General features: G+C 33.3%; 20 protein-coding genes. 15 read left to right on the top strand and 5 right to left on the bottom strand.

Features of this window, described 5'->3' with window-relative positions:
- Positions 1-728: 728 nt before the first annotated feature.
- The 3 genes from C6368_RS08400 to C6368_RS08390 all read right to left on the bottom strand — a co-directional run bounded on the left by C6368_RS08400 (position 729) and on the right by C6368_RS08390 (position 3,815).
- A complete protein-coding gene (locus C6368_RS08400; RefSeq protein WP_107038740.1) occupies positions 729-1,901 on the bottom strand; it encodes an MFS transporter in 1,173 nt (390 codons plus the stop codon).
- Between the two features lie 58 nt (positions 1,902-1,959).
- Positions 1,960-2,541, bottom strand: a complete 582-nt coding sequence (locus C6368_RS08395) for a TetR/AcrR family transcriptional regulator (protein WP_107038739.1) — start codon at positions 2,539-2,541, stop codon at positions 1,960-1,962.
- A gap of 1,016 nt (positions 2,542-3,557) precedes the next feature.
- The gene (locus tag C6368_RS08390; RefSeq protein WP_107038738.1) at positions 3,558-3,815 is read right to left on the bottom strand and encodes a hypothetical protein; all 258 of its coding nucleotides are present in this window, start codon (positions 3,813-3,815) and stop codon (positions 3,558-3,560) included.
- Positions 3,816-4,480: 665 nt separating this feature from the next.
- Here C6368_RS08390 and C6368_RS08380 point away from each other — a divergent pair.
- From C6368_RS08380 to C6368_RS08345, 9 genes are all read left to right on the top strand, one after another.
- Positions 4,481-4,966 carry a GNAT family N-acetyltransferase gene (locus C6368_RS08380; protein ID WP_394336209.1) on the top strand — a complete coding sequence of 162 codons (486 nt, stop codon included), beginning with the start codon at positions 4,481-4,483 and terminating at the stop codon, positions 4,964-4,966.
- Positions 4,967-5,087: 121 nt separating this feature from the next.
- Positions 5,088-5,870 carry a hypothetical protein gene (locus tag C6368_RS08375; protein WP_107038735.1) on the top strand — a complete coding sequence of 261 codons (783 nt, stop codon included), beginning with the start codon at positions 5,088-5,090 and terminating at the stop codon, positions 5,868-5,870.
- A 237-nt stretch (positions 5,871-6,107) separates the two neighbouring features.
- Positions 6,108-12,554, top strand: coding sequence for an FG-GAP-like repeat-containing protein (locus C6368_RS08370; protein ID WP_107038734.1), 6,447 nt, complete (start codon positions 6,108-6,110; stop codon positions 12,552-12,554).
- Between the two features lie 257 nt (positions 12,555-12,811).
- Positions 12,812-13,363 carry a hypothetical protein gene (locus tag C6368_RS08365; RefSeq protein WP_234369110.1) on the top strand — a complete coding sequence of 184 codons (552 nt, stop codon included), beginning with the start codon at positions 12,812-12,814 and terminating at the stop codon, positions 13,361-13,363.
- 54 nt (positions 13,364-13,417) lie between these two features.
- Positions 13,418-13,882 (top strand): hypothetical protein, encoded by a 465-nt coding sequence (locus tag C6368_RS08360; RefSeq protein WP_107038733.1) that lies wholly within the window; start codon positions 13,418-13,420, stop codon positions 13,880-13,882.
- 78 nt (positions 13,883-13,960) lie between these two features.
- Positions 13,961-14,092, top strand: coding sequence for a hypothetical protein (locus C6368_RS17535; RefSeq protein WP_262494866.1), 132 nt, complete (start codon positions 13,961-13,963; stop codon positions 14,090-14,092).
- Positions 14,093-14,187: 95 nt separating this feature from the next.
- On the top strand, positions 14,188-14,439 hold the full coding sequence (locus C6368_RS08355) for a DUF6364 family protein (RefSeq protein ID WP_107038732.1): 252 nt from the start codon (positions 14,188-14,190) through the stop codon (positions 14,437-14,439).
- Complete coding sequence (locus tag C6368_RS08350; RefSeq protein WP_107038731.1) at positions 14,440-14,856, top strand: type II toxin-antitoxin system VapC family toxin; 417 nt, start codon at positions 14,440-14,442, stop codon at positions 14,854-14,856.
- A 132-nt stretch (positions 14,857-14,988) separates the two neighbouring features.
- Complete coding sequence (locus tag C6368_RS08345) at positions 14,989-16,509, top strand: phage tail sheath family protein (protein ID WP_107038730.1); 1,521 nt, start codon at positions 14,989-14,991, stop codon at positions 16,507-16,509.
- Between the two features lie 35 nt (positions 16,510-16,544).
- Here C6368_RS08345 and C6368_RS08340 read toward each other — a convergent pair whose 3' ends face one another.
- Complete coding sequence (locus tag C6368_RS08340; RefSeq protein WP_107038729.1) at positions 16,545-17,387, bottom strand: universal stress protein; 843 nt, start codon at positions 17,385-17,387, stop codon at positions 16,545-16,547.
- 26 nt (positions 17,388-17,413) lie between these two features.
- Positions 17,414-18,370, bottom strand: a complete 957-nt coding sequence (locus tag C6368_RS08335) for a hypothetical protein (protein WP_107038728.1) — start codon at positions 18,368-18,370, stop codon at positions 17,414-17,416.
- Between the two features lie 227 nt (positions 18,371-18,597).
- On the opposite strand from C6368_RS08335, the gene C6368_RS08330 reads away from it, so the two are divergent.
- From C6368_RS08330 to C6368_RS08305, 6 genes are all read left to right on the top strand, one after another.
- A complete protein-coding gene (locus tag C6368_RS08330) occupies positions 18,598-20,463 on the top strand; it encodes a Xaa-Pro dipeptidyl-peptidase (RefSeq protein ID WP_107038727.1) in 1,866 nt (621 codons plus the stop codon).
- Between the two features lies 1 nt (position 20,464).
- Entirely contained in the window at positions 20,465-21,523 is a 1,059-nt protein-coding gene (locus C6368_RS08325) for a ligand-binding sensor domain-containing protein (RefSeq protein WP_107038757.1), read from the top strand.
- A 12-nt stretch (positions 21,524-21,535) separates the two neighbouring features.
- The gene (locus tag C6368_RS08320) at positions 21,536-21,913 is read left to right on the top strand and encodes a nuclear transport factor 2 family protein (RefSeq protein WP_107038726.1); all 378 of its coding nucleotides are present in this window, start codon (positions 21,536-21,538) and stop codon (positions 21,911-21,913) included.
- 162 nt (positions 21,914-22,075) lie between these two features.
- Positions 22,076-22,534: a hypothetical protein gene (locus C6368_RS08315; RefSeq protein WP_107038725.1), complete on the top strand. Its 459-nt coding sequence runs from the start codon at positions 22,076-22,078 to the stop codon at positions 22,532-22,534.
- A gap of 417 nt (positions 22,535-22,951) precedes the next feature.
- The gene (locus C6368_RS08310) at positions 22,952-23,467 is read left to right on the top strand and encodes a DUF3124 domain-containing protein (protein ID WP_159038517.1); all 516 of its coding nucleotides are present in this window, start codon (positions 22,952-22,954) and stop codon (positions 23,465-23,467) included.
- 24 nt (positions 23,468-23,491) lie between these two features.
- On the top strand, positions 23,492-24,676 hold the full coding sequence (locus tag C6368_RS08305; protein WP_107038723.1) for a TIGR03862 family flavoprotein: 1,185 nt from the start codon (positions 23,492-23,494) through the stop codon (positions 24,674-24,676).
- Positions 24,677-24,788 lie beyond the last annotated feature (112 nt).

Genomic DNA, 24,788 nt, shown 5'->3' with positions numbered 1-24,788 from the left:
AGATGCCCATGCTGGGCACACACAACAGGTAATAGCGCATTGCGCCCCCCACTTTGACAAGTATGTGCAAAGTTGTAGTTTAGTGCAATTAACTAACTTTGTAACGGTTTGACAGGAAGGGAGCAACGACGCCATACCTGTAAACGTTGGCAGTAATATGAGAATCGTAATAATAAATATATATTGCTAAGTCTAATTTTTTCTTGTGATGAAAAGAATAAATATCGAATCGTAGAACTCAAAAAATGCTGATTCAGGCTTAACAAAGTTGTCAAATATATTAAATAAATTTTACGCTAAAGACAGCAAATATTTCCTTAAAGAGAAACAAAAATTAGACTCAATGTTTCCTATTATTATTTATTTAAAATAGGGTTTAGATAAAAATAGTTATACTCTTTTAATTATAACAGTAGAATACTATTCCATTGCATTTAGTACTAGCGGTAATGAGTTATGGAAAAGAAAAATATTTTGTCAAAACATTGACTTTATGTCATATTAATTTTTTTCCCATTTATCCTAAATTAATCCGAGGTGCATTATGCCTACAATTTAGAAAATGTCAGTTTGAATTAATTTTATAATTACTTCAAAGAAAAATTGATTGTAACAGAGTCTTTTGGAAACGAGATTTTTTGTGATACAATTTACATTTAAGAAATGGTTGCTAAAATGAATCTAAAGGGACATTTTCAACTTTAACTTTAATCAAAATATAAAATTGGTTATAGAGATTCTTTTTCATGTAATCTATCCAGATAAGCTCTCCAAATTATCGTTACAATTGCTAAAAACGCAAAAACAACACCTACCCAAGGCGTAATAGATATACTGTACTGCGTAATAAAAAAACCACCGATAGCCGTCCCTAATGAAACTCCTAAATTTCCAGATGAGGTCTGTAAACTGTTTGCAAACTCTTTTGCATTGGGTGCTGCCGAAATCATATATCCCACGCCAATCAGAAAACACGGGCCGTACATAATTCCCCAAAAACTAGTAACAATTGCTACGATAAAAAATGTGTCGCCAGTATATGCGAAGGCTAATGGTACCATAAATACTCCTAGAATAAAGGTCAAGGTTGTCCAAAACATATATTTACCCAATAACTTACCAGCCAGGTAATTTGAGAATACACCCATAGCTCCAAATAGCAATAACAACAGACTTATTTCTTTCTCACTCATGTGTTTTTCTTTTGCAAGATAATCTGCGAAATAACTGTACGAACAAAACCATGCAGTGATGAGCAATAAATTTAAGAGAGTTCCCGAGATAAATCTTGGCTGTATCAAAATAGAAAGTTGATTTTTGAATGATGCAGGTTGTTCATTCGGCATCGAAGGAATATATCTAAGCATGATAAATATCGTTACCAATATAATAAATCCTTGGATCGCATAAGTAATCTGCCATGCATAGATACTGGCAAGAAATGTTGTCAAAGGAATTAGAGTCACTTGAGCAAGTGCAATACCTCCAATTATGATCGAGGTTAATTTCATTTGATCATTTTGAGATGTTCCTTTTACAGCGGCTGCGATGGCCATTGAGAAAAATGCAGGATGAAGCATTGTTGGCAATATTCTGAGTATCATTAAAAGCCAAAATGGCGGACTAAACATAGAGAAAAAATTGGATATGAAGAATAATCCTAAAGCACATAGCATTATTGTTTTCTTATCGAACTTAGAAGCAAATAATACAGTAAAAGGTCCGGTAACAGCTATAAATAATGCAAATGCACTGAGTAGATATCCGGCTGTACTAATATTAATATTATAATGAGAGGCTATTTGAGGTAAAACACCAATAATCCCAAATTCTGTACTGATAATTCCAATGACACCAAGACATCCTATGTAGGCAATTTTTTTGTTTAAATTTATTTTCATAACAAACTGATCGGTTTAAAAAAGGGTAAAAAAATATTTTTATTTATTAATATTGTAATTATTTTTTAATCAATTGAATAAGAAACTTAATCATTGCGGTAACTTGTGCTGTTTTTCTGTACAAAACATAATTTTTAAGCAGGGTTGTGGATGAACTTGAAAAAAATAAAGCAGTAGTCTCCTTGTCCAAATCCTCTTTTACCAAATTTTGCTTCATACCTCTTTCAATGATTTCCCCATATATATTTTTAATTTTTTTCTCATTTGCTACGAGCATCTTATTGATCTCTTTGTCAATTAGTGCAATTTCAAAAATCAATTTAACAGCTAAACAAACCTTATCATCAATAATACTTTGTGCTACAGACAGATTTAATATTTTCTCTAAATCGTCAAGTGCGTTGCCACTACCATCATTTAGAAATGCTCGGTATTCCGATAGCTTAGATTTTTGATAATGGTTAAGACATTTTAGCAATAGTTCTTTTTTATCACCATAAGTGGGATAAATACTGCTTCTATTCATCTTCATATGGTTTTCAAGATCGGAAAGTGAAGTTACATGGTAACCTTGTTCCCAAAACAGATGCATTGCTACATCTAGTTTCTCTTCGTAGTCAAATTCTTTTTTTCTTGCCATTGCGATGCAAATATAGAATAATAAACCGTTCGGTTTATTATTCTATTTACTTATTTTAAATAAATTTCAAATGCCTATTAATTTAGGGAGTTATTCAACAACTTTAGATTACCAATTTTAGAATTATATTCTATTCCAAAGATATACTCAGAAAATGGTTTGTCTATAAAAAGGCTTGTTTATGAATATAGGTCATTTATTGAATGTGCTGGAACCACAAGAAAATATCAAATTTCCCAAACTTAATTTAGAACAAGTGGATGGTTTCGGAACGTATCCAATTTTTGAATTAATTATAAATAAATACGCATAATTATCATTCTTGGCTAAGTATCATAATTTTAGTAAAGAAAAAGGAACTTCTGAAAATATGATTAAGGAAGAAGATTTTAAAGAGTTATGTGAAATAATTGTGTACAAGTAAAAAATCTAAGTAATTACTATATGGCTGGTGGTACTGACCAACCTTTTTGCAACTTTAGGATATATTTACGTGATGAAACTATTAAAAAAATATTGAAGATTATGGAAAGATTAGTACAAATGGCTTATACTTCTTGTATGGGAAACTATCAGGTTTAAGATTTAATCAAGAATGGAAAAAAATAAATACTACTGCNTTATACTTCTTGTATGGGAAACTATCAGGTTTAAGATTTAATCAAGAATGGAAAAAAATAAATACTACTGCCAATAACTAAGTCTTCGGCGTGCCGATAGGCTAACGCTGAAGACCATGTTGACGGATCCGGATTTCCCCACCTGTACTGAGCTTGCCGAACGTATGGGGAAAGCAATTTAACACCTTGTTTTTGAAAGATTAACTTGCTGATTTAGTCTTTGATCATGTGTTTTTATTTCACACTTATGCTGGTTGGTTGATAGTAATCATGGTAAAAATCACCTCCTATTTCAGATGTTTCATTGTTTTTATGTTTATTTCACTACTTATAAGCCATAACTTCTCCATTACGTTAATAGAGGCCTGCCGCGTAACGTAGTGGTTCGAGGTGCATTTATTCTGTTGATTTATTGATACTTAAAGTTTTTCTCCAGTTTTCTGGTGGACCTCTTCCATCAAAAAGCAGAACAGTGATTAATTTTCCTTTTTTACACGTTGGACATCTCCTGTTGTGCGTTGGGTTTTCCTTAATAATTTCGGACGTATTTTGTTCATTCAATAACTTTTGAAGTTCGGGAAGCTTTACCTTTTTCCAACTGCTGCTTAATATTCCAAAATGCCTTATTCGAGTAAAGCCATGTTGGTTTCTCAAATGAGATTATTGTTATATTTGGTGAAAACACCACAGATTTGAAATAGACTTATCGAAAGCCGATTGTGGGAGGTAATTAAGAAGATGACTGAAATGCCTAGAATTGAATTGACATACCGATTGACCGCATTAATAATATTATTGACAAGTTTTTTTATAAGTGGCACTCTTGATATTTCCATGCATAATACATACTTCGTCATTGCTAAAGTTCATATCACAATTGCAATAGCCATATTATATGTGCTTTTCAGCCTGATTTCATGGGGAATTTATAAAATTGGTAGAAGCTTAAGTTCAATGCTGAACTGGCTACACTATGGACTTACAACAATATGTTTAATAATTATTATAGCACTTACTCATAAATTGACTAGTCAGCCTGCCACCTACAGTGATTACAGTGTATTCAATGAGTTTGAGGAATATGAATCTAACATGGCTATTAACGAATGGCTTGCAATAATTTTAGTGATATTAATCTTAAGTCAGGTACTATTTCTAATAAACATTATTCGGGCATTTATAGTAAAAAGGAAAAGCTTATAACAACAAAAACACCAGCGCGATTATATTTGACAAGGAGTCTTTACCTTTCTTCAACACACTAACATTCAGTAATCTAAAATAAAAAAAACAAAATAAAGATACTAGAAACCCATAGATTGTATCTAAGAGAGATGACACCAAATGATGCAGAAAATGTATATAAATTAAATTTGGATTGGGACAACATAAAATATACTGGAGACAAGCCATTTTCGAGTATTGATGAAGCCAAAGAGTTTATAGAAAACTATGACCACTACAAGACATATGGTTTCGGAAGATGGGCGGTTATTGGCAAAGAATCAAATGTTTTTATAGGTTGGTGCGGACTCAAATACACTCCTGAAATAGATGAATACGATATTGGATTTAGGTTATTTAAAAAACATTGGAATAAAGGTATCGCAAGTGAAGCCGCCAAAGCCTGCATTGACTATGGATTTAATAAAATTGGATTCACTCGTATTGTTGGACGTGCAATGCTTGAAAATGTGGGATCAATAAGAGTTCTTGAAAAAATTGGGCTAGTGTATTTGGAGGATTATAATTTTGAGGGGGAATCAGGAGTTATTTACGAAATAAAAAAACCGAAATGCCAATAACTAAATCTTCGTCGTACCGATTAAGTTTAGCAAAGTATTTTTAATGGCTGATATTGATAATAAGTTATACGCATTGAAATAACACCGATTCCTATTCTCCAAAATTTCTCTACATTTGAATATGAAACACTTAATTCTTACACTTTCTCTTTTCACCCTTTGGAGTTGTAGTAGTGAATCCAAAAACACCACCACGGTAGCATCTGATAATCATGAAACAGAATTGATTATTGGCGAAAGAATAGACGGGCCAGCAAATATTCGCAGTTCCCCGAATGGTGATCTTCTTTTTGAACTTTATGACAACGTATTGGTTGAAGTAGCAGCAAAGCCAGAAAATGATTGGTATCAAGTTCTCGTTTATTCAGATATAGACTATACCGAATTTGGAATGGACTCCATTAAGAAAAATAGTCCAATCATGGCAGATAGCGATACAATTGGTATGGTTCACAAATCACATGAAATTAGTTCTGGGCGAGGTGGTGGTTTTGCTTTTGCGATGCTCTTTGGTTATACCCACAAGAATAATATAAAACCCGAAACAATAATTGAAACCATTTTCCAGAAGAATTTGGTAGAAAACGGTCGTAAATTTTCAGATTGGGAAGGTTTTATTGAATCATTTCAACTAGATGATGACGCAATAGATTATGATGGGTTTGAATCGTATTATAATTATGAGAATACAATAGATGACCCTTCGCCAGGATTTAGAATTGTATTACTTTTTGAAAAACAAAACTTAGTCGGTATTATCCACTCTAGAGAAATTGAAATTGATAATTCAAATACACATAAGTTAAACTGGAGTTACTACGTAACCTTTTTTAATGACTACCCTGAAAAGAAACAAATGTTATTTGTAGACTACATGAATGAATGGATTCAAGGTGTAGATTAAATCTTTTTGGCTATAACTCCTATGTTGCATGACATACTACATTAATTCACGTAAAAAATAAGCATTCTTCCTTACTCATTTATACATCTATGCTCAATAAAGATTGCTTATCCAAATTATGGATGTCTTTCCAAAATTTGGAATAAATAGCAAACCGCACAACTCACAACGACCTAATAATCAATTATTTAATTTAATGGCACGACTTTTCAATTACTTGTTAAAAAAAACAGAAATATGAAATCGTTATTCGTACTATTATCCTTAATCACTAGTTTTGTTCTCACTGCTCAATCTATTGACATTACATTCGAGAATACACCAGAAATAGAAGTTTGCGGAGACATCGATACCGTAACAATAAGCATCAGCAATGGTACAGCCAATAATTTGATTTCACCTGAATATGTTCTTGCATTACCCGATGGAATTGTTTATTCATCCCCCACATTGTCAGAGATATCCAATTTTGGCCTCTACGCCTATGATGTTTCTAACAGTAGCCAATTGATTTTTAAATCAAACGACCTACAACCTGGTGACACTTTAATTTTTAAATTGGGGTATCAAGCTACAAACGAAGCTGTTACTTTTCAAAATAACGGTGGAATATTCAGACATGAATTAACTGTGAACTACACAGGAGGTTCTGAATCCATCAATAGCAGTAGTTTTAACATCTTAGCACCTGCTTTAAGTATACTTAATGTTTCACCAACAAATCAAAGTATTATTAGTGGTGCATCCACAACCAGAGACATTACCATTATCAATGGAGGAAACGGAAAAACAGACCATCTTTACATAACAGATATCATCAACAACCCTGATTTAACATTAAGCAGTGTTAATATTGGAACCCTAATCAACGACACCATTTATCTTTCTGGAGCGGACTTCAGCACAATCGGAAATGGAGATTCGTTCTTAGATCAAAATGAATCGATAGTGATTCAAGAAACACTTACTGGTATAAGTTGTACAGATGTAACCATTAGTTCTGCTTTAAAAGTACATTACGGTTGTGTTTCCCCTCTAATCTCAACAAGTTCTACAACCTATGCTAACATTTCAGTCGATTTTCAAAGTCCTAATTTAACCATAGCCGCAACAGATTCTTTTGGAACTTGTTTCGGAAATGGAAATACATTTTTACAGGAATTGATTGTGACTAACACTGGAAGTGGGGTCGCTTCACAAGTTGAAATAGACATTTTCAAGTCATTGGGAACAAATTACGACGAATCAATCTACTCTCGTTTTGACGAAACTACGTTGAATTATCGTGTTGGAATTAATGGAACACCAATTTACCCGAGCAATTTGAATGCAATCGCTACAACAAGTTCATCCACTTATGCATGCTTAGGCAATGCCCCAAAAGGAAGATTAATTTTTACCATTCCAGCTATCGCTCCAGGTGAAGTTGTTTATGTAAGTTGGGATGCCATTCCATGTGCTATTCAAACTTGTAACAATGACGCTGTGAAAGGATGGAGAGCAGAAGTAGAATACACAGATGTATGTAACACGGTTAGCTACGATACGGACATTGTTGGTCAAGAAGAAAATAGCCAAAACTTAAACATATTTACAGAAACACCATTAGACTTGGACGCAGGTCAATCACAAGACTACAAATTTTTGGTTTCTAGTTTTCAAAATAATTTACCGGAAGGACCCGGAGCACATTACGAAGCGGTTTTTACACTTGACCAAGGCTTAGTGTATCAAAGTTTAGAATTTAAAAGTAACAACGTATTATGGACTGATAATTCAATTACTTATGATGCCAATACAGGAATTGTAGTTGCTAAATTTTATTCACCTGCTCCATTCAACATGGTGCAAAGCGAATTCGTTTTGAATATTTTAGGAACTTGTGGAACATCTGGTTGGAAAAATATTTCAATGGATGTTTCTTACGTAGCCGATACCACTTGTAACAATACGAATGTGGTACCATTAGAATGTAACAAAGAAGTTTCAACCTACCTACATTGTCCTTCAGGAAACTGTAACACACTATCTGTAAACAGCTTTGATTTAAAACGAACTAATTTTGGTTCACCAGACAATGACATTAATGGTCTTGCTGACAACTCAGGAAGTTTAGACATGAATAAAGTAAGGGCAGATCGAGCGATGGTAGGCGACACAATAATGGGAATTGCAAATGCAACAATTGGGTCTACTAGTGAAAATTTTGCTTACGCACAGTACAATTCAACAATTGACTATGGAAGTGTATTATCATTCGTATCTGCAGAATTATCAATATTAGATTCAAGTACAGGAAATCAATATACTGTTACAGGACTTACGCCTTCTATCATTACGAACGGAACTTATTCTCGTATTTTTAAATATGATTTGAGTGCATCTAATCTTGCCAGCTTAAATTCAAATTTAACAGGATATACTTATGCCGCTAATGATATTTTAAACTTAGAGTTTTCCTATCGCGTAGAAGAATCTATCAATGGTTTGATACAAGAAACAACATTCTTTAACGACTTCTTTTTAAGTCAAGTATCCTCTCCTACTCCAGCCGAACAAGAATCATGTAACTTTAGAAATGGTCGCATGACAATAATCGGATACACTTTCAGAAATGATTGGAACAACAATGTTAATACAACAACATGTTCAAAGAGTGTTAGACAATATTTTGGTCTGTCAATTGGTAATTTAAGTTCAAATTATGCAGGAGGAAACCTGTTTCCATTCGAGTATAGATCTTGGGGGAATTTAAAAGAAACATACATTGACATTCCAAGTAATTATACCTTCTCAGGAGCCAATATTGTACAATTCCGTACAAAAAACACCAATGCATATGTTACACAAACTGTTAATAATGTGGTAGCAGACAACATTTCAGGAAATACCATCACCCTAAACATTGATCAATATTACACGAGTAACCAATTAGAATACAGTGATGATGGATTTCATGGTTATATTCAAATAGATTTAACACCTAACTGTAACACACCAAAAAACGTATATGAAAACGTAAATTGGACCTTTGATTACCAAAAATCTGCAGCTATCGATGGTTTAACATCAGGGATAATTTCAGCTAATTATCCAGATAAAATCAAGTATAACCCAGCTAATATTCAGTTGAAATCTGACAATCCTTACCAAAACACAATTTCAAAAAGTGTATCATGGGATTTCAAATTAAAAAATACAAAAAGCGGACAGGCTATAAATACATGGATATATATGGACTCACCAAGCAATTTCAACATCACTTCTATAGTGAATGATGCAACAGGTCAAGATCTAGTAGAACAAAATGGTTTCTATTTAGTGGGTGACCAATTAGGAAAATCTACTTTAGATTTCACGATCAATGGACTAATTTTAAATTGTGATGATGTTCAAATTACTGCTATTTCGGGTTTCGACTGCACAAATTATCCAACCAGTTTGCAAAATGTAGTATGTCCTTCGCAATCGTTAGACCTATATGTTGAACCTTATGAAGCTGCTTTTCAAACAAGAATCGCTACAGAATTAATGGAAGACCCTTGTGTTCCTTTGATGAATTTAGAATTTGATATTTCAAGTGTTCAAATGGGTAATGTTTATGATCTAACAATTGAATTGACTACACCTCAAACCGATAAAATCAGTATTGTTCAAGACTCTTCATTTTTCCTTTACAACATCAACAATATTTATACAGCTATCGCAGATCCAGCGTTAAATGATTCAGTATATACTTTTGTAATTCCAGATTACGATCCTTCTTTTCCAATTACAGGAATTCCTGGAATCACCGATATCAACAACAATCGTTTCCGATTGAAAACAACAATAAAAACAGGTAACTCTTTCCAACCAGGAGATTATTTATTGGTAAAAATCAATGGGAAAGACGCTTGTGGCGACTCACTTCCTACTATTTCATTGGCAATTGACCCGAACTCAAAATTTGAGAAAGACAACACTTCTGGAATTCAATTGGATTTTGATAATACATGGAGTGCATCCTGGGGCGATTACGACAACGATGGATTTGATGATTTATTTATTCCTGTAAATGCTGTAGATGAACCAAGTATATTATATCACAACAATGGTGATGGAACGTTTTCAAAATTAACAACTGGTCCAATCGCAACCGATTTAGGCGCTAGTATTTCAGGAAATTGGGGAGATTATGACAATGACGGTTATTTAGATCTTTTTGTAGCAAACAATCAAAATTCATCCAACAGATTATACCATAACGACGGAAACGGGAACTTTACCTCCGTACAAAACAGTCCATTGATTGACAACCCTGTTTATGCTCACTTCTCTGCATGGGCAGATTACAACAAGGACGGAAACTTAGATTTAGTTGTTTCAGATTATCACCCAACTAATTTCAACTACCTATTCATCGGTGATGGAAACGGAGGATTTACAGTAGACGAATCTAGCGTTGTTGGTTTATCTGCTACATCAGCTGTTGGACTATCATGGGCAGATTATGATACAGACGGCGATTCTGATTTATTCATTGCGAATACAAATGGAGAAAACAACCAATTATTTAAAAATGAGAACGGTATTTTAGTTGTAGATACTTCAAGCATCGTTGCAAATGATGGCGGTCACTCTGTTGGTGGTGCTTGGGGAGATTATGATAATGATGGCGATTTGGATTTATTTGTAAGCAATTCAAGAAGTACTGAACCAAATTTCTTCTATGAGAATACAGGAAATGGCACTTTCATTAAATTGACCAACTTATCAATTGTGACGAATGTTTCCAACTCAAATGGTGCTGCTTGGGCCGATTACGACAACGATGGTGATTTAGATTTGGTAGTTTCTAATGATCAAAACAAGAAAAACTTTTTGTTCTCAAACAATGGTGACAAAACTTTTACAAAAATTGATAACGCCATCACAGAAGAAACTAGTAGTTCATACAGTATGGCATGGTCTGATTACGACAACGATGGTGATTATGACCTTTTGGTAGCCAATGTGGGAAGTAACACCAATGACTTATTTGTGAATGAAAAAGGTGCCTGTACAAATCATATCAGCCTGCGTTTACGTGGTTGTAATTCCAACAGTTTTGGAATAGGTGCAACTATAAAAGTGAAAACGACAATCAACGGTAATTCCATATGGCAGACTAAAAACGTTTCTAGTCAGAGCTCTTCAATGGGAGGTCAAAGCTCTTCAAAAGTTTTATTTGGAATTTCAGATGCAACTGCTATCGATAGTTTAATTGTACTTTGGCCTTCAGGTGTAGTAACAACCATTGCAAACCCTACGATTAATCAAACTTTGATTATTACAGAGTCTTGTGGTTCAAAAGTATGTGGTGTTGTTTATTTTGATGAAAATGAAAATGGTGTTCAAGATTCATTAGAATTAGGTATAGCTAATGCACAATTACTTGTGAGTCCTAACAACTTTCAAGTCTTCACCAACGAAAACGGGGAATACGAAATGTACCTAGAAGATGGAACATATTCATTAGAACAAGTGATTTCAAATTCATGGGAAGCAACAGCTCCTTTGACAGGTTATCAATTAGTCGTTGACAAAAATCTTCAAACAGAATACTGTGGAAATAACTTTGGGAACAAACCTACATGTTACGCGCCAGAATTTGATATAGAATTAGGTGCAGCTGCTTTCAGAAGAGGTTTAACAAATGATTTTAATATTGTCATCCAAAACAAAGGAGCTTATTATGCAACGGAAACTTTGACTTTAGACCTTACTCTATCCAACAACGTAATTCTAAAAGGAAACCAGTGGGATTATGTTGTCGAAAATCAAGATAATAGAGTTTATACCTTCAACATAACTGGAATCCCTGCTTTGTCTAATGTAACATTAGAATTACAAGATTCAGTGGATGTTTACAGCGATTTGGACGAATTGATTACAATTAATGCCCAACTGACATACGCTGGTATGGAATGCGACACCACAAATAATAATCGTTCATTGACAGATATCGTTGTGGGATCTATTGACCCTAACGACAAATTGGTTTTAATTGACCGAATTGGATTCTCAGCAGAAGCGACACATGATCAAATATTAGTCTACAAAATTCGATTCCAAAATTTAGGTAATTACGCCGCTCAAAGGGTTCAAATTGAAGATCAACTTTCAGAACATTTGGATTGGAGTACATTTGAGAAAACAGGTTCTTCGCATCCTTTCTCTGTTTCCGTTGTAAATGGAAAAGTTACCTGGATCAACAACAATATTGAACTGCCAGACTCTACTTCAAATCCTGAAGGAAGTAACGGATATGTTGAATTCCAAATTCGCTCTAAAAAAGGATTAGCTCCCTTTCAGGTTATCAACAACGATGCTGATATTCAATTTGACTACAATGATTTCATTACAACAAACAATACAGAAATTATGATTAGTCCAGAATATGAGAACGAATCTGTAGAAGTTATTGCTTTTCCGAATCCTACTTCTTCTACGATTCAATTGTACTTAATCAATGAAAATCAATTTTCTGATCCAATTGATTATGTTACAATCTCGTCACTTTCGGGCCAAAGAATAATCATTAAGGTGATTAATGCTAAAAGAGCAGAGCTAGACCTTTCGAAATTGTCTTCTGGTATATACATTGCCAATATTCATAGTACAACTGGAAAAATGTTCACCGTAAAAGTTGTGGTCAAATAATCTCAATTCAGAAAAATATGTACCAAAAAATACAGGTACAATTAATACTAAGCCCATGTTCCTTATATTTGGAATATGGGCTGTTTTTATGGGAACAAACCATAGAATCAAAAATTTAGACCAATCTCAATGACTACATAAAAGCCTAAATCAATACAAATACCTCGTCGAATAATTAAAAATCAATTCATTTTAGTATCATTGTTTTACAATGAATAAAAAACAGTTATTATTCATTCAAAGGTCAAATAAAACATATGGAATCATCCTCAAAAGCTCAAGTCAATCAATGGTTTGATAATTCTGAAAAAGTATTACAAAACATGGAGTTCCTTCCTGAATATGAAGTTCAAATTATTCAAAAAGAGATTAAAAAGAGACAAAAGTTGAATTATGAATTTTCTAACTCTTCTGCAAACTCAGAGATTACGATTGATGAGATTGAAGGAACATACAGTATCATTGGTTTGAATCAAAACAAGGAACAGAATCCATACAATGGTTTTTTACATCTCATTAAATTAGGAGAAAACAGAGTGACAGCAGAATGGGTTATTGGCGGTGAACAAACACAAATTGGAGTTGGATTTTATCACAACGAAACATTAGCCATTAACTTTTCATACGAAGGCGAACTTGAAAATAAACCGCATATATTCAAAGGAGTTGTCGTTTACAAATTTCTAAATGAGACAATTCTCACTGGTTTTTGGTCGGAAAAACATGGAAATGACGACTATTTAGGTTTTGAAGAAGGTCGAAGATTAACTGATGCAGAATCAATTTCATATCAGGCTAGAATGAATTGAGCGTTTTTTTATTACGTAGGAATTCTTAACTTAGAAAATTCAAATATTAAAACTATGAAAACCAATACTCTAAAAATTAGGTTAGCTTTTCTTCCAACTTTAGCTTTCATACTATTTTCAAGCTGTGTCACCTACAATCTATCAGATGGAGATAAATTTAGAGATTTTACACCAAAAAAAGACGAAAATACATTCACAACAGCAGAATTAGAAAAAAATGCATTTGATTTAAAATTATTCTTGAACCCTGATACCAACAAACGAGTTCAATTCCTATTCGCTGAAGACATTCATTTAATTTTAGATAACATTGAAAAAGATTTATTAATTGTTTTTTACAATCCCGATTGCAGTAGTCCTTCAACAAAAGAATTTAAAATAATCAAGTTTGCCGAAAGTCAAGAAATTCCTTATTTATTAGTTTCTGCAACATACAGTCCTCAAAGAATGAAAGAAACAAATATCAAGAACAATCTTGAAAATAAAAATCAATACATCATTCCATCAACCCAAAAATAAAGTACTTTATTTCTAAAGAAAACAGAAAGGTTTATCACCGATTTATGTCCTGAATGTTACGACGAACAAAAAGATGATTTGATTTTCACTACTGTAATGACTGTTTCTAATAACAGAACACCTAAAGCTAAACCGTTCTCAAAAGGAAGTTTTGGCGAGAAGGATTTCTATTTGAATTGGGTGAAGAATGAATATGGAATTGAAGATTAACAACAAATCTATCACACGTATAAAACACTAATAAAAAGCACGTATTACATTTTATTTTCATAACTTAGCTATTCAAATATTTTAAACTAATTATTATGAATACTAAATTGACATTAACAATTGAGCAAGAAATAATAGAGAAGGCTAAAATTTATGCGAAAGAAAAAAATCGCAGCTTATCTGATTTGATAGAGAATTATCTAAAAATGATCACAATGGAGGACAAAAAAGATGATGTAAAAAAACTTAGTCCAATCGTTGAATCATTGAAAGGTTCATTTAAAATGCCAAAAGGCATGGATTACAAAAAGGAGCTTAAAAAACGAATCGAAGAAAAATATTTATAGATGGATAACGTATTAATTGACACAGATGTAATTCTAGATTCTTTCTTTAACCGAGAACCTTTTGTTGAATTTTCTGCCGAGATTTTAAATCTCTGTGAGCAAAACAAATTGAATGGATTCACAACTCCAGTAATAATTGCGAATGTTTATTATTTACTTAGCAAAGCTGGTAAACATCAATATATAATTGAAAAACTAAAGCAATTGCTGCAGATCATTGACATTGTAAAGATGGATAAGAAAGTTGTTTTAAATGCACTCAATTCAGAATTCAAGGATTTCGAAGATGCCCTAAAAAACTTTTCAGCTGAAGAAAATATGGACATTAAAATAATTTTAACTAGAAACCTTAAGGACTTTTCAAAAAGTAAATTGGCGGTGCTTACTCCTGAAACTTATTTGAAGGGAAAACATTGAAATTGAAACATTTAATATCTAAGAATGATTTCCAGATCTCATTTGATTAAACACCCATCACTATACTTTTGACTCCCCTAACATTGCTTTTCTTCTCTCAACTGTGTATATTTAAGACTAAAATTAGTCGTCATGCCAAATCAAACGCCCGGAGTTTACATAGAAGAAATCAATCCGGTTCCGAATGCAATTGTTCCTGTTGAGACGTCCATCCCAGCATTTATCGGATTTACCGAAAAAGTGATTCTTGATGGAAAGAATTTAACTAATGTCCCCTATCGTATAGAATCGCTTTTAGAATTCGAAGAAATATTTGGAACAGGTTATTCAAGGACCTATAGTTTGAGTGTTGCTTCGTCACCTCAAGAACAAGATTTCGCATTAAATGGAATTTCATATGCGCTTAAAGAAGATCCCGACACTTACTTCCTTCTTTATGATTCAATTAAACTTTTCTTTATGAACGGTGGACGAAATTGCTACATCGTTTCTGTGGGAACTTATTCGGGTACAAGAAAAGGCATGCATTACAAATCAATAAAACCTTTTACCGAAGGTATTGATGAACTAAAAAATGAAAAAGAATCCTCAATTTTGGTCATTCCGGACGCAGTTGCGTTTAAAAGTAATGACTGTTATCGCATACAAGAATATATGTTGATGCATTGTGGACAAGAAAAAAACAGGTTCGCTATTTTAGATATTCATGAAGGCTATAAAAACTTAGATGACCCTAATTTTAACCCAATAGAAAACTTCAGGAACAATGTTTCTTCAAATTCATTCAGTTATGGAGCGGCTTATTACCCGTGGTTAAACACCAATATAATTGATATTGATGAAGTAAACTTTAAGTCTTTAAACCTTGAAAGTATACAAACTTTGATTGGCATTTTCGAAAATTCTATGAGTAAATCACAGATTAATGAAATTAAACAAAAAATAGCAGAGACAAATTCATCAGCATCTGTTTTAGAGAATGAAGACCAGACCAAAACTGAAGAAATTCACAATATTCTTTCTACCTCAATTCCAGAATATAACATCTTGATGGAGGCGATTTTAAAGAAAAAAAATATTTTACCTCCTTCTGCTGCAATGGCAGGAATTTACGCAAAAGTTGACTCGGAGAGAGGAGTTTGGAAAGCGCCCGCAAATAGGTCGTTCAATTTTGTGGATTCTCCTACAGTTGTGATAGATCAAGCTCAAAACAATGAATTAAACGCTCCAACTTCAGGAAGATCGATATGTGCTATTCGTTTGTTTACAGGAAAAGGAACATTGGTTTGGGGAGCACGCACTTTGGACGGGAATAATTATGAGTGGAAATATATTCCAATTAGACGTACAATGATAATGATTGAGCAATCTATAAATAATGGACTTACGCAATTGGCTTTTATGCCCAATACAGCGGCTACTTGGTCGAGCACTAAATCATTGATTAGCAATTTCTTAAATAATTTGTGGCGACAAGGCGCTTTGGCAGGTGCAAAGTCAGAAGAAGCTTTTTTTGTAGCAGTTGGTTTGGGAACGACAATGACATCACAGGATGTAATACATGGCATTATAAAAATTCAAGTTGGCGTTGCTTTAACTAAACCCGCAGAATTTATTGTGATAAAATTTCAGCAACAAACTCAAAATGCGTAGTTGTTGAATTCAATCTAGAAAACTGGTAAAGCAATTTACTCCTTATAAACCGCCATTACCGGAATATCGATATGATTGATCAAATCTTCTGCTAAACTATAAGTAAATAAACGTTGATATAAGTTACGTTCTTGGTTCAACAAACAAACAATATCAATTTTATTTTCCATACAGTATTCTACGAGTGAGGACTTTAAATGTATGGTGTCGATTGAGATAAACTTAGTGTTCTTGTGTTTTAAAGTTAAGTTTTTTCTAAAGTTATCCATCAACGGAGAAATGGATTCACCGTGAGCTAAATCAAAGTGTACCACATGAAGTTGCGCATCAAATTCTTTCGCAATTTTGGTGATTTTTTCCAATGGCTTAACCTCTTCATCTCTATAATCTATCAAAAACATTAGATTGTCAATTGTTCCGTCAAATTTTGCTTTTTCAGGAACTGCAATTATAGGTTTATCGATTTCTTCTAGAATTCTTATGGTATTTGTTTCCATGAAAATATTGAAAAGACTACTTTTTCCACCTTTTCGAGTTCCCATGATAATCAATTCAATTTTCTCAGTTCGTTTGGCGACATATTGAAACAATGAATCTACGAAAACACCTTCATCAACGATATATTTCACCTTTAAATCACCTTTTTCACTTTCTTTAATCAGCTTTTGAAAAGGCGGAAATTTATCCTTTTTATTTCTAAAATTATCAATATCAATTTTATCGTAAACGGACTTAATATTTTCATCTACCATTGCTTTTTCATTGTAGGCATGGTAAACAATTAAAGTAGCTTCTAGCTTTTGAGCATATTCCATGGCATAAGCAAAAGCATTTAGAGAAATCTCTGAAAAGTCTGTTGGAAATAAAATATGTTTCATAATATTAAATTTTATCTAATTCCTAATTAAATTGAAGTCGCAATAAATTTCACCCCATAAACCAACGCAATACTTACGATTAACCCAATGAAAACTTTGAGTAAATCCATTCCTAAGCTTTTAAACATATCCTTACGCGCATCGTTCTTACGCAACACGAAGTTTAACGCAATTTCTCTACCTGCTAAAATCCCTATAAACACCCAAGTTGTACTCATCGGTACGTTGTTCATTTCTTTAAAGTAGAACAATACCACTCCATAGGTAAAATCAATAATTGTTGCAGAACGGATATCAACCGTATTGGTTTTGGAGCGAATAATACTTTGAATTGCCCCTCCTTTTGATTTGATTATATAAGCCAATAGAACTAATATAATCACCAATGAACCCAAGAGTTCCCATACATTTAACTGTCTAGGTAAATAAACATAAATATTAGCAAAATCTTGGATCAGCCATTGTGACCATAAAAAACCTGTCGACAACCATTGTAAAACGGTCCAAATATTTCTCTGTTTTCTGGTGATTGGATTTTCAACAAATTTCTTTTCAACCACCTTAGAGATAATTAAATATAAAAAAATTGCCGCTATAAATGCAACCAAATAACCAGAAATTGATTTTGAAACCATACTGGTTAAATTCTTTTCATTGAAAAAAGTAAGAATTAAAAATGAGGTACTCACAGGAATTCCAGTACGTGTAAGGAGCATTAAAACTATCGGAGGCAATAAATAATACCATGCGAAAGGTTCAGGTAAAGGATATTTAACCAACCTGCCATAAGAAACATCACCATCGTACTCCAAGTAACCATAAATCAATGTCAGAGCTAGAATTCCTCCTGCGAAAATCCATAAAACCCACCATTTTTTACGTTCATTTGAGCTTAAAAAAGTTCCTAATGTTTGTATAGTATCATTTCCAACCACGGAGTAAGCAGCCAAGAAAAACCCTAAATACATTATCAATATCTCCATAGTTAATTCTAATTTTCAAATGAACTATGCAAATAAATGCATTTACTTTTTTTTAAATATTACCCTAATATTATATTATTTTAAACTTTACCAACCTCTTTAATCACTACTTTTCAAATCATTACAAAATTCACACACACTGTTTCAACTATTCATTTTGACTATAATGATTTCAAAAAAACAGCTTGTAAATTCACGAAAAAAATATAAAGTGTTATTTTCAGAAAATGAAAGTACAAACCATTGCAACAGCCTTTCTTTTTTTAGTTTTATCTCCATTTGTTTTGGCGCAAGACCAAGATTCTAAAAATCAAAAGCCGGCAAGTCCAATTTTTAGAGATGGAGCAGCACAAGTTGTACCTGAATTCTCAGACGAAAAAGCATGGATCAAAGAAGAACTTTGGGTAGAAACCGACTTTGATTCGGACAATGATGGCAAAAAAGACAGAATGCATGTTTTTGTTACCCGACCATATCAAACAGACAGTCAAAAGCTTCAACTTCCAGTGATTTATAATTCTAGTCCTTATTTTGGATTAAGAATTTGGACATTACTAACCAATTCGAGGAAAAAATACCTGTGGAACGTTGACCATGAAATTGGTGAAATTGGAAAACCACATAAAAGTAGAAACATTAACACCAGAAAGAAAAGACCATTTTATTCAACTTCAATGGACAGAACTTGGGTTCCAAGAGGATATATTATGGTATATTCTTCTTCACCAGGAACAGGACTTTCTGATGGAGCACCAACTATAGGAGGAGAAAACGAATCCCTCGCTCCAAAAGCAGTAATAGATTGGCTTTGTGGTCGCGAAAAAGGATTTTCCACACGAAAAGGAAATGAAGAAATTCACGCTTATTGGAGTACAGGGAAAGTGGGAATGACCGGAACTTCTTACAACGGAACTTTATGTATTGCTGCAGCAACGACCGGAGTCGAAGGATTAAAAGCAATTATTCCTGTGGCACCAGTCACTTCATTTTATCCTTATTACCGATCCAATGGTTTGGTGAGGTCGCCTGGGGGTTACTTAGGTGAGGACATGGATGTACTTTACGACATGATCAACAGTGGCGAAAAATCAAAACGTAAACAGAATAATGCTAAAGTAAGAGATGAAATTCTAAAAAAGAATCAAGACAGAATTACAGGGGATTACAATGAATTTTGGCCTAGCCGCGATTATTTGAACAAAATTGACAGCATGAAGGCAGCAATGATAATGGCACATGGTTTTAATGATTGGAACGTGATGCCAGAACACAGCTTTAGATTTTATCAAGCTGCAAAAGAAAAAGGTTTACCCGTGCGACTCTACTATCATCAAGAGGGACATGGTGGAGAACCTCCTTTTCACATGATGAACAGTTGGTTTACAAAGTATTTACACGGAATTGAGAATAACGTAGAAAATCAACCTGAAGTTTTAATCGAAAGAGTACTCAATAAATACCTAGCCTATTATCCTAGTTATCCTGATATGGAAGCTTCAGATCTTGTTTTACACATTCAAAATGATAAAAATGAAGTTGGAAAACTCCAATTTGAAATGCCTACTCCACAAGAATTGGACACCTTAATTGACGATTCATCAATTAAAGGAGAAGATTTGATAGATTCCATAAATGCAAAACACAGATTACTTTTTGTCACACCAATTTTAAAAGAAGACATTCGTATTTCCGGTGTTCCTCAAGTTTCCATTCGATTGGGAAGTGACAAACCAGCTGCAAATCTTTCCGTTTGGTTGGTTTCTTTGCCTTGGAATGATGAAAAACGTGCAGATATCAACGATAACATTATCAATCGTGGTTGGGCGGATCCACAAAATCACAAATCATTGACCAAAGGCGAAGCACTGAAAGAAGGTGAATTTTATCAAGTTTCATTTGAACTAATGCCCGACGATCAAATTATTCCAAAAGGTCAACAAATTGGATTAATGATTTTTTCTAGTGACAATGAATTCACTATAAGACCTGAACCTGGAACAAAATTGATTATTGATCCGAATTCAACAACTTTAACTTTACCGATTGTTGGAGGAATTGAAAAGTATAAGGAAGCAACGAAAAACTCAAAATAAAATGATCCAATTAATAAAAGTACTCTCACTTACCCTCATTTTTTCACTTAACATTTCGTGCGTTGAAAATAAAACTTCAGAAAATGAAAGGGTGGAAAATCAACTAGAAATTAACAGTAATAGTGACACTTTAAAATTTACATCAGAAATTCGGTCCATTTTTCACGATAGCAAAGGAAATTATTGGTTAGGTAGTCACAATGAAGGTGTAGCGCTATTTGACGGAAAATCTTTTCAATATTTTTCCAAAGAAGACGGCTTAATTGACAACCAAGTACGCACTATTCAAGAAGATAAAAAGGGGAATATTTGGTTTGGAACAGCCAAAGGAGTGAGTATGTATGATGGAAAAAACATCACAAACTTCAATACAAAAACAGAGAATCCTATAGAAGAATGGAAAAACTCAAATGGTGATTTATGGTTCACTGCGGGAAGAAATGAAGGAGTAAATCGATTTGATGGACAAAAGCTTAATTTTTTAACTTTTCCAACAACAACGAAAGTTAATCCATACAATACCCTGGAAGTTACGGGAATTACTACGGATAAAAATGACAATGTTTGGATAGCGACTTATTCAGCCTTGTTTAAATTTGATGGAAATGAACTCCATATTTTTGATCATAAAAAATTAAACCTTAACCCAGGAGAAGAATTACATATTCGCAGTGTATTTGTTGATTCTCAAGAAAGGACATGGATAGGAAATAATGGAATTGGTGTTTTACTTTTAACAGGTGATTCTGTCACTAATTTTTCACTAGAGCAAGGATTAATTCATGAAAATAGCAAAAAAAGCGGAGACTTGTCACCCGAAGGAACGCTTGAACACGTGTTTGCGATTCAAGAGGATAAAAATGGAGACATTTGGTTTGGCGACAGAGATACAGGAGCATGGAAATTCGATGGAAAAACAATGAAAAATTACACCATTAATGATAAAATCGCCTCAAAAATGGTTTGGTACATTTACGTTGATCGAGACGGAAACTTACTATTTTCAATTGCTAATGGTGTTTATATACTTAATAATCAAACCTTTGAACGCTTATTCTAATACAGAAATAAAATGAACATAAAACAGAACAAGGAAAACGCTATTTCATTTTACAAAATGGCGTATGAAGGAAATCCAAGAGAGGCAGTAAAGAAATATGTTGGCAGTGAATACATTCAACACAATCCAGATGTAGCCAATGGAACAGAAGGATTTATTGCCTATTTCGAAAGAATGAAGGTAGAATATCCAGAAAAATCTATTGAATTCGTCAGGTGTATTTCAGAAGGAGATTTAGTAGCACTGCATACGTATCAAATTTGGCCAGACAATGATCAATACATTACGATGGACTTTTTTAGATTTGATGAAAATGGGAAGATTTGCGAACATTGGGATTCTATTCAGCAGATTCCAGAAAAATCGGCGAATGCAAATAAGATGTATTGATAGAATTCTTGCATTTTATTTGTTTTTGGAATCAAGATACATCGAAAGTGATTGTTAGTTTTGAAGGATAAAATAATTTATTTAACCCCTCAAGCCTCCTCATCATATTATTTCGAAAAGTTTATTACTTTTAACCTGCTACACTATAAATTTCCAAATCCTATGAACAAACTAAAATTCACAAAATCGCTTTATAAGAAAGCGTTGCTATATTTTATAATGATTTTCATTCTTCCCTTCACTCTCAACAGTTGCTTTAATGAAAAAATTTATAATGAGATTTTTATCACGAAGGATGTAGTCTATAATACGCAACGATATGAACTAAAGCATTTTGTTTTTCCTAAAGGTGATAGAAATGCAGTAAAATATATGGTGCAAGATCTCATTAAAGAAGTCGATTCAGAAGGGAAAACGACTTTTACAGCTTATGATTATCTCGAATTATCAGCGACAAGCTACAAGTTAGAGGAGAAAGTATTTATCATAATTGATGAAGTTGCATTTCCAATGGTGGTTAAAGAACTTGAGGTGGACAACATTAGAGAAACAAAGGAGAATAAATCGGATATTTTAACTGCGGATTCATCCAATGTTTCTGTGGTGACGAGCTATACATAAAAAAATAAAAAAATCGTTAGAATAAAATACGCCATTCCTTTGCCTATAATGGAGAAAATCAAGGAATCCCAAAAATTTTCATTGCGTTATTATTCCGGACCTAATATGGTTACGGTAACACCAAGACAAGTCAGCCTGGAAAAAATTCTTGAATTAATTGATATTGAATAGTACTATTGAATACATTTTAAAACATAAGTTCTAATCTAAGATGACAAAAGATACATTCTTTCTCAATCATTCTACCGATTTTTTTATCAACTACCTCAAACCACTCCTTTTTCACTTTTTCAAAATAACTAAATGTTCGCTGTCGTAATTTTCATTTGAAGTAAGACTTTGTTTTAATCGAACTACAACGAATGTTTTCATTCTTTGCTATATTTGGATTATAAAACAATCAATATTTTTCAAAATATGAAATATTTCAAACGCTTACTTTTTCTTCCGCTTTTCGCTATTTTCAGCTGTGAAAACCATGTACCAAATAGCGAAACTCAAGTTATTGTTGAAGATCACGCGCTGAAAAACTTGGAAAATTCAACCGATAGCATTTTTAAAACAAAAAAAGTATATGTTCCAGTTTATTCAAATATTTACCAAAGTACAAGAAACGACAGAACTTCGCTGACCTCAACTTTGAGTATCCATAACACCAGCGAAACCGACACTTTATTCATTACGCGCATTGATTATTTCAATACTGAAGGAAAATTAGTCAAGAAATATCTAGAAAACCCTATTTACGTCAACACTTTTGAAACCATCGAATATGTGGTAGATGAAAAAGATGACACTGGAGGTTCAGGTGCAAACTTCGTAATTGAATGGTATGGCAATCAGAAACTAAACCCTCTATTTCAAGCGGTTATGATAGGTGGATTAGGAAGTAAATCCTTTTCATTTACTACAGAAGGAGTTTATTTTGAATAAGCTTTTGATTCAATTATTTCATTAATGAAAACTTTAACAATCATAGGAGGTGGCGCTGCTGCATTGATGTTGGCCGCTGAAATTGACACCACAAAATATAAAGTCACGATTTGTGAAAAGAAAAAATCTTTTGGTAGGAAATTTTTGGTGGCTGGTGAAGGAGGATTGAATTTAACTTTCAATTCTTCAATTGAAGAACTCATTAATCAATATTCGCCAAGTGAATTTATGGATTCTTGTTTGCGTGAATTTAGCAACGAGGACTTAATGAAATGGCTAAATAACATCAAAATTCCAACATTTATAGGGTCAAGCAGTCGTGTTTTTCCTGAGATTGGCATTAAACCTATCGAAGTACTCAACAAAATTGTAGAACATATTTCAGCTAAAGGAATAGAGTTCAAGTTTTCGACTGAATGGAAAGGTTGGAATGAAAAAGGTGATTTATGTTTTGAGAATGATGAGGTTATAAATTCAGACATTACAGTTTTCGCACTTGGAGGAGCAAGTTGGAAAGTCACTGGATCTGATGGTAATTGGAAAGATTTATTTGAAGAACGAGAAATAAAAGTCAATCCTTTTAGAGCTGCAAATTGTGCATTTGAAGTCGATTGGGATAAGAATTTCATTTCAACCCATGAAGGAAAACCTTTGAAAAACATTGCTTTAGAATATGAGAATCATTTCGCTAATGGTGAGTTGGTTATTTCCGAATTTGGCTTGGAAGGAAATGCAATTTATGCCTTGAGTGAGAAAATTCAAGATAAATTGCTTTTAGAGGAAAGCGCGACAATATATTTGGATTTAAAACCAACTTTATCAATTGGTCAAATAAAGTCGAAGTACAAGAATTCGAAAAAATCTAAGACGACAGATATTCTAAATAAAGATTTAAAACTCGACCGTACAGCCATTGGAATTTTGAAACAATTTTCGAGCAAAGAAAGCTTCTCAAACCCTGATTTACTTTGTGAAATCATAAAAGCTGTTCCCATTATATTAAAATCTGCGGATGAAATAGACAAAGCGATTTCAACTTTGGGGGGAATTGATTTAAATGAAGTTGATCAGAATTTTCAACTTAAAAAACACCCAAATACTTTTGTAATTGGTGAAATGTTAGATTGGTACGCTCCTACTGGCGGCTATTTATTGCAAGGAAGTTTTAGTATGGGATTTGCGCTGGCCAATCATTTGAATAAAACTTAAAACGAATGACAAAAGTATTAATCACTGGTGCTACTGGGAATGTTGGAATTGGATCTTTAGCATCTTAAAAAAAACTGAACCACAACCTGGAATTATTTTCTGGTGTCAGAAA

The sequence above is a fragment of the Brumimicrobium mesophilum genome (assembly GCF_003025005.1).
GTDB classification, from domain to species: Bacteria; Bacteroidota; Bacteroidia; order Flavobacteriales_D; family Crocinitomicaceae; genus Brumimicrobium; species Brumimicrobium mesophilum.
Note: the sequence above shows the minus strand (reverse complement) of the source record. Positions and strands in the feature narration are given on the sequence as shown.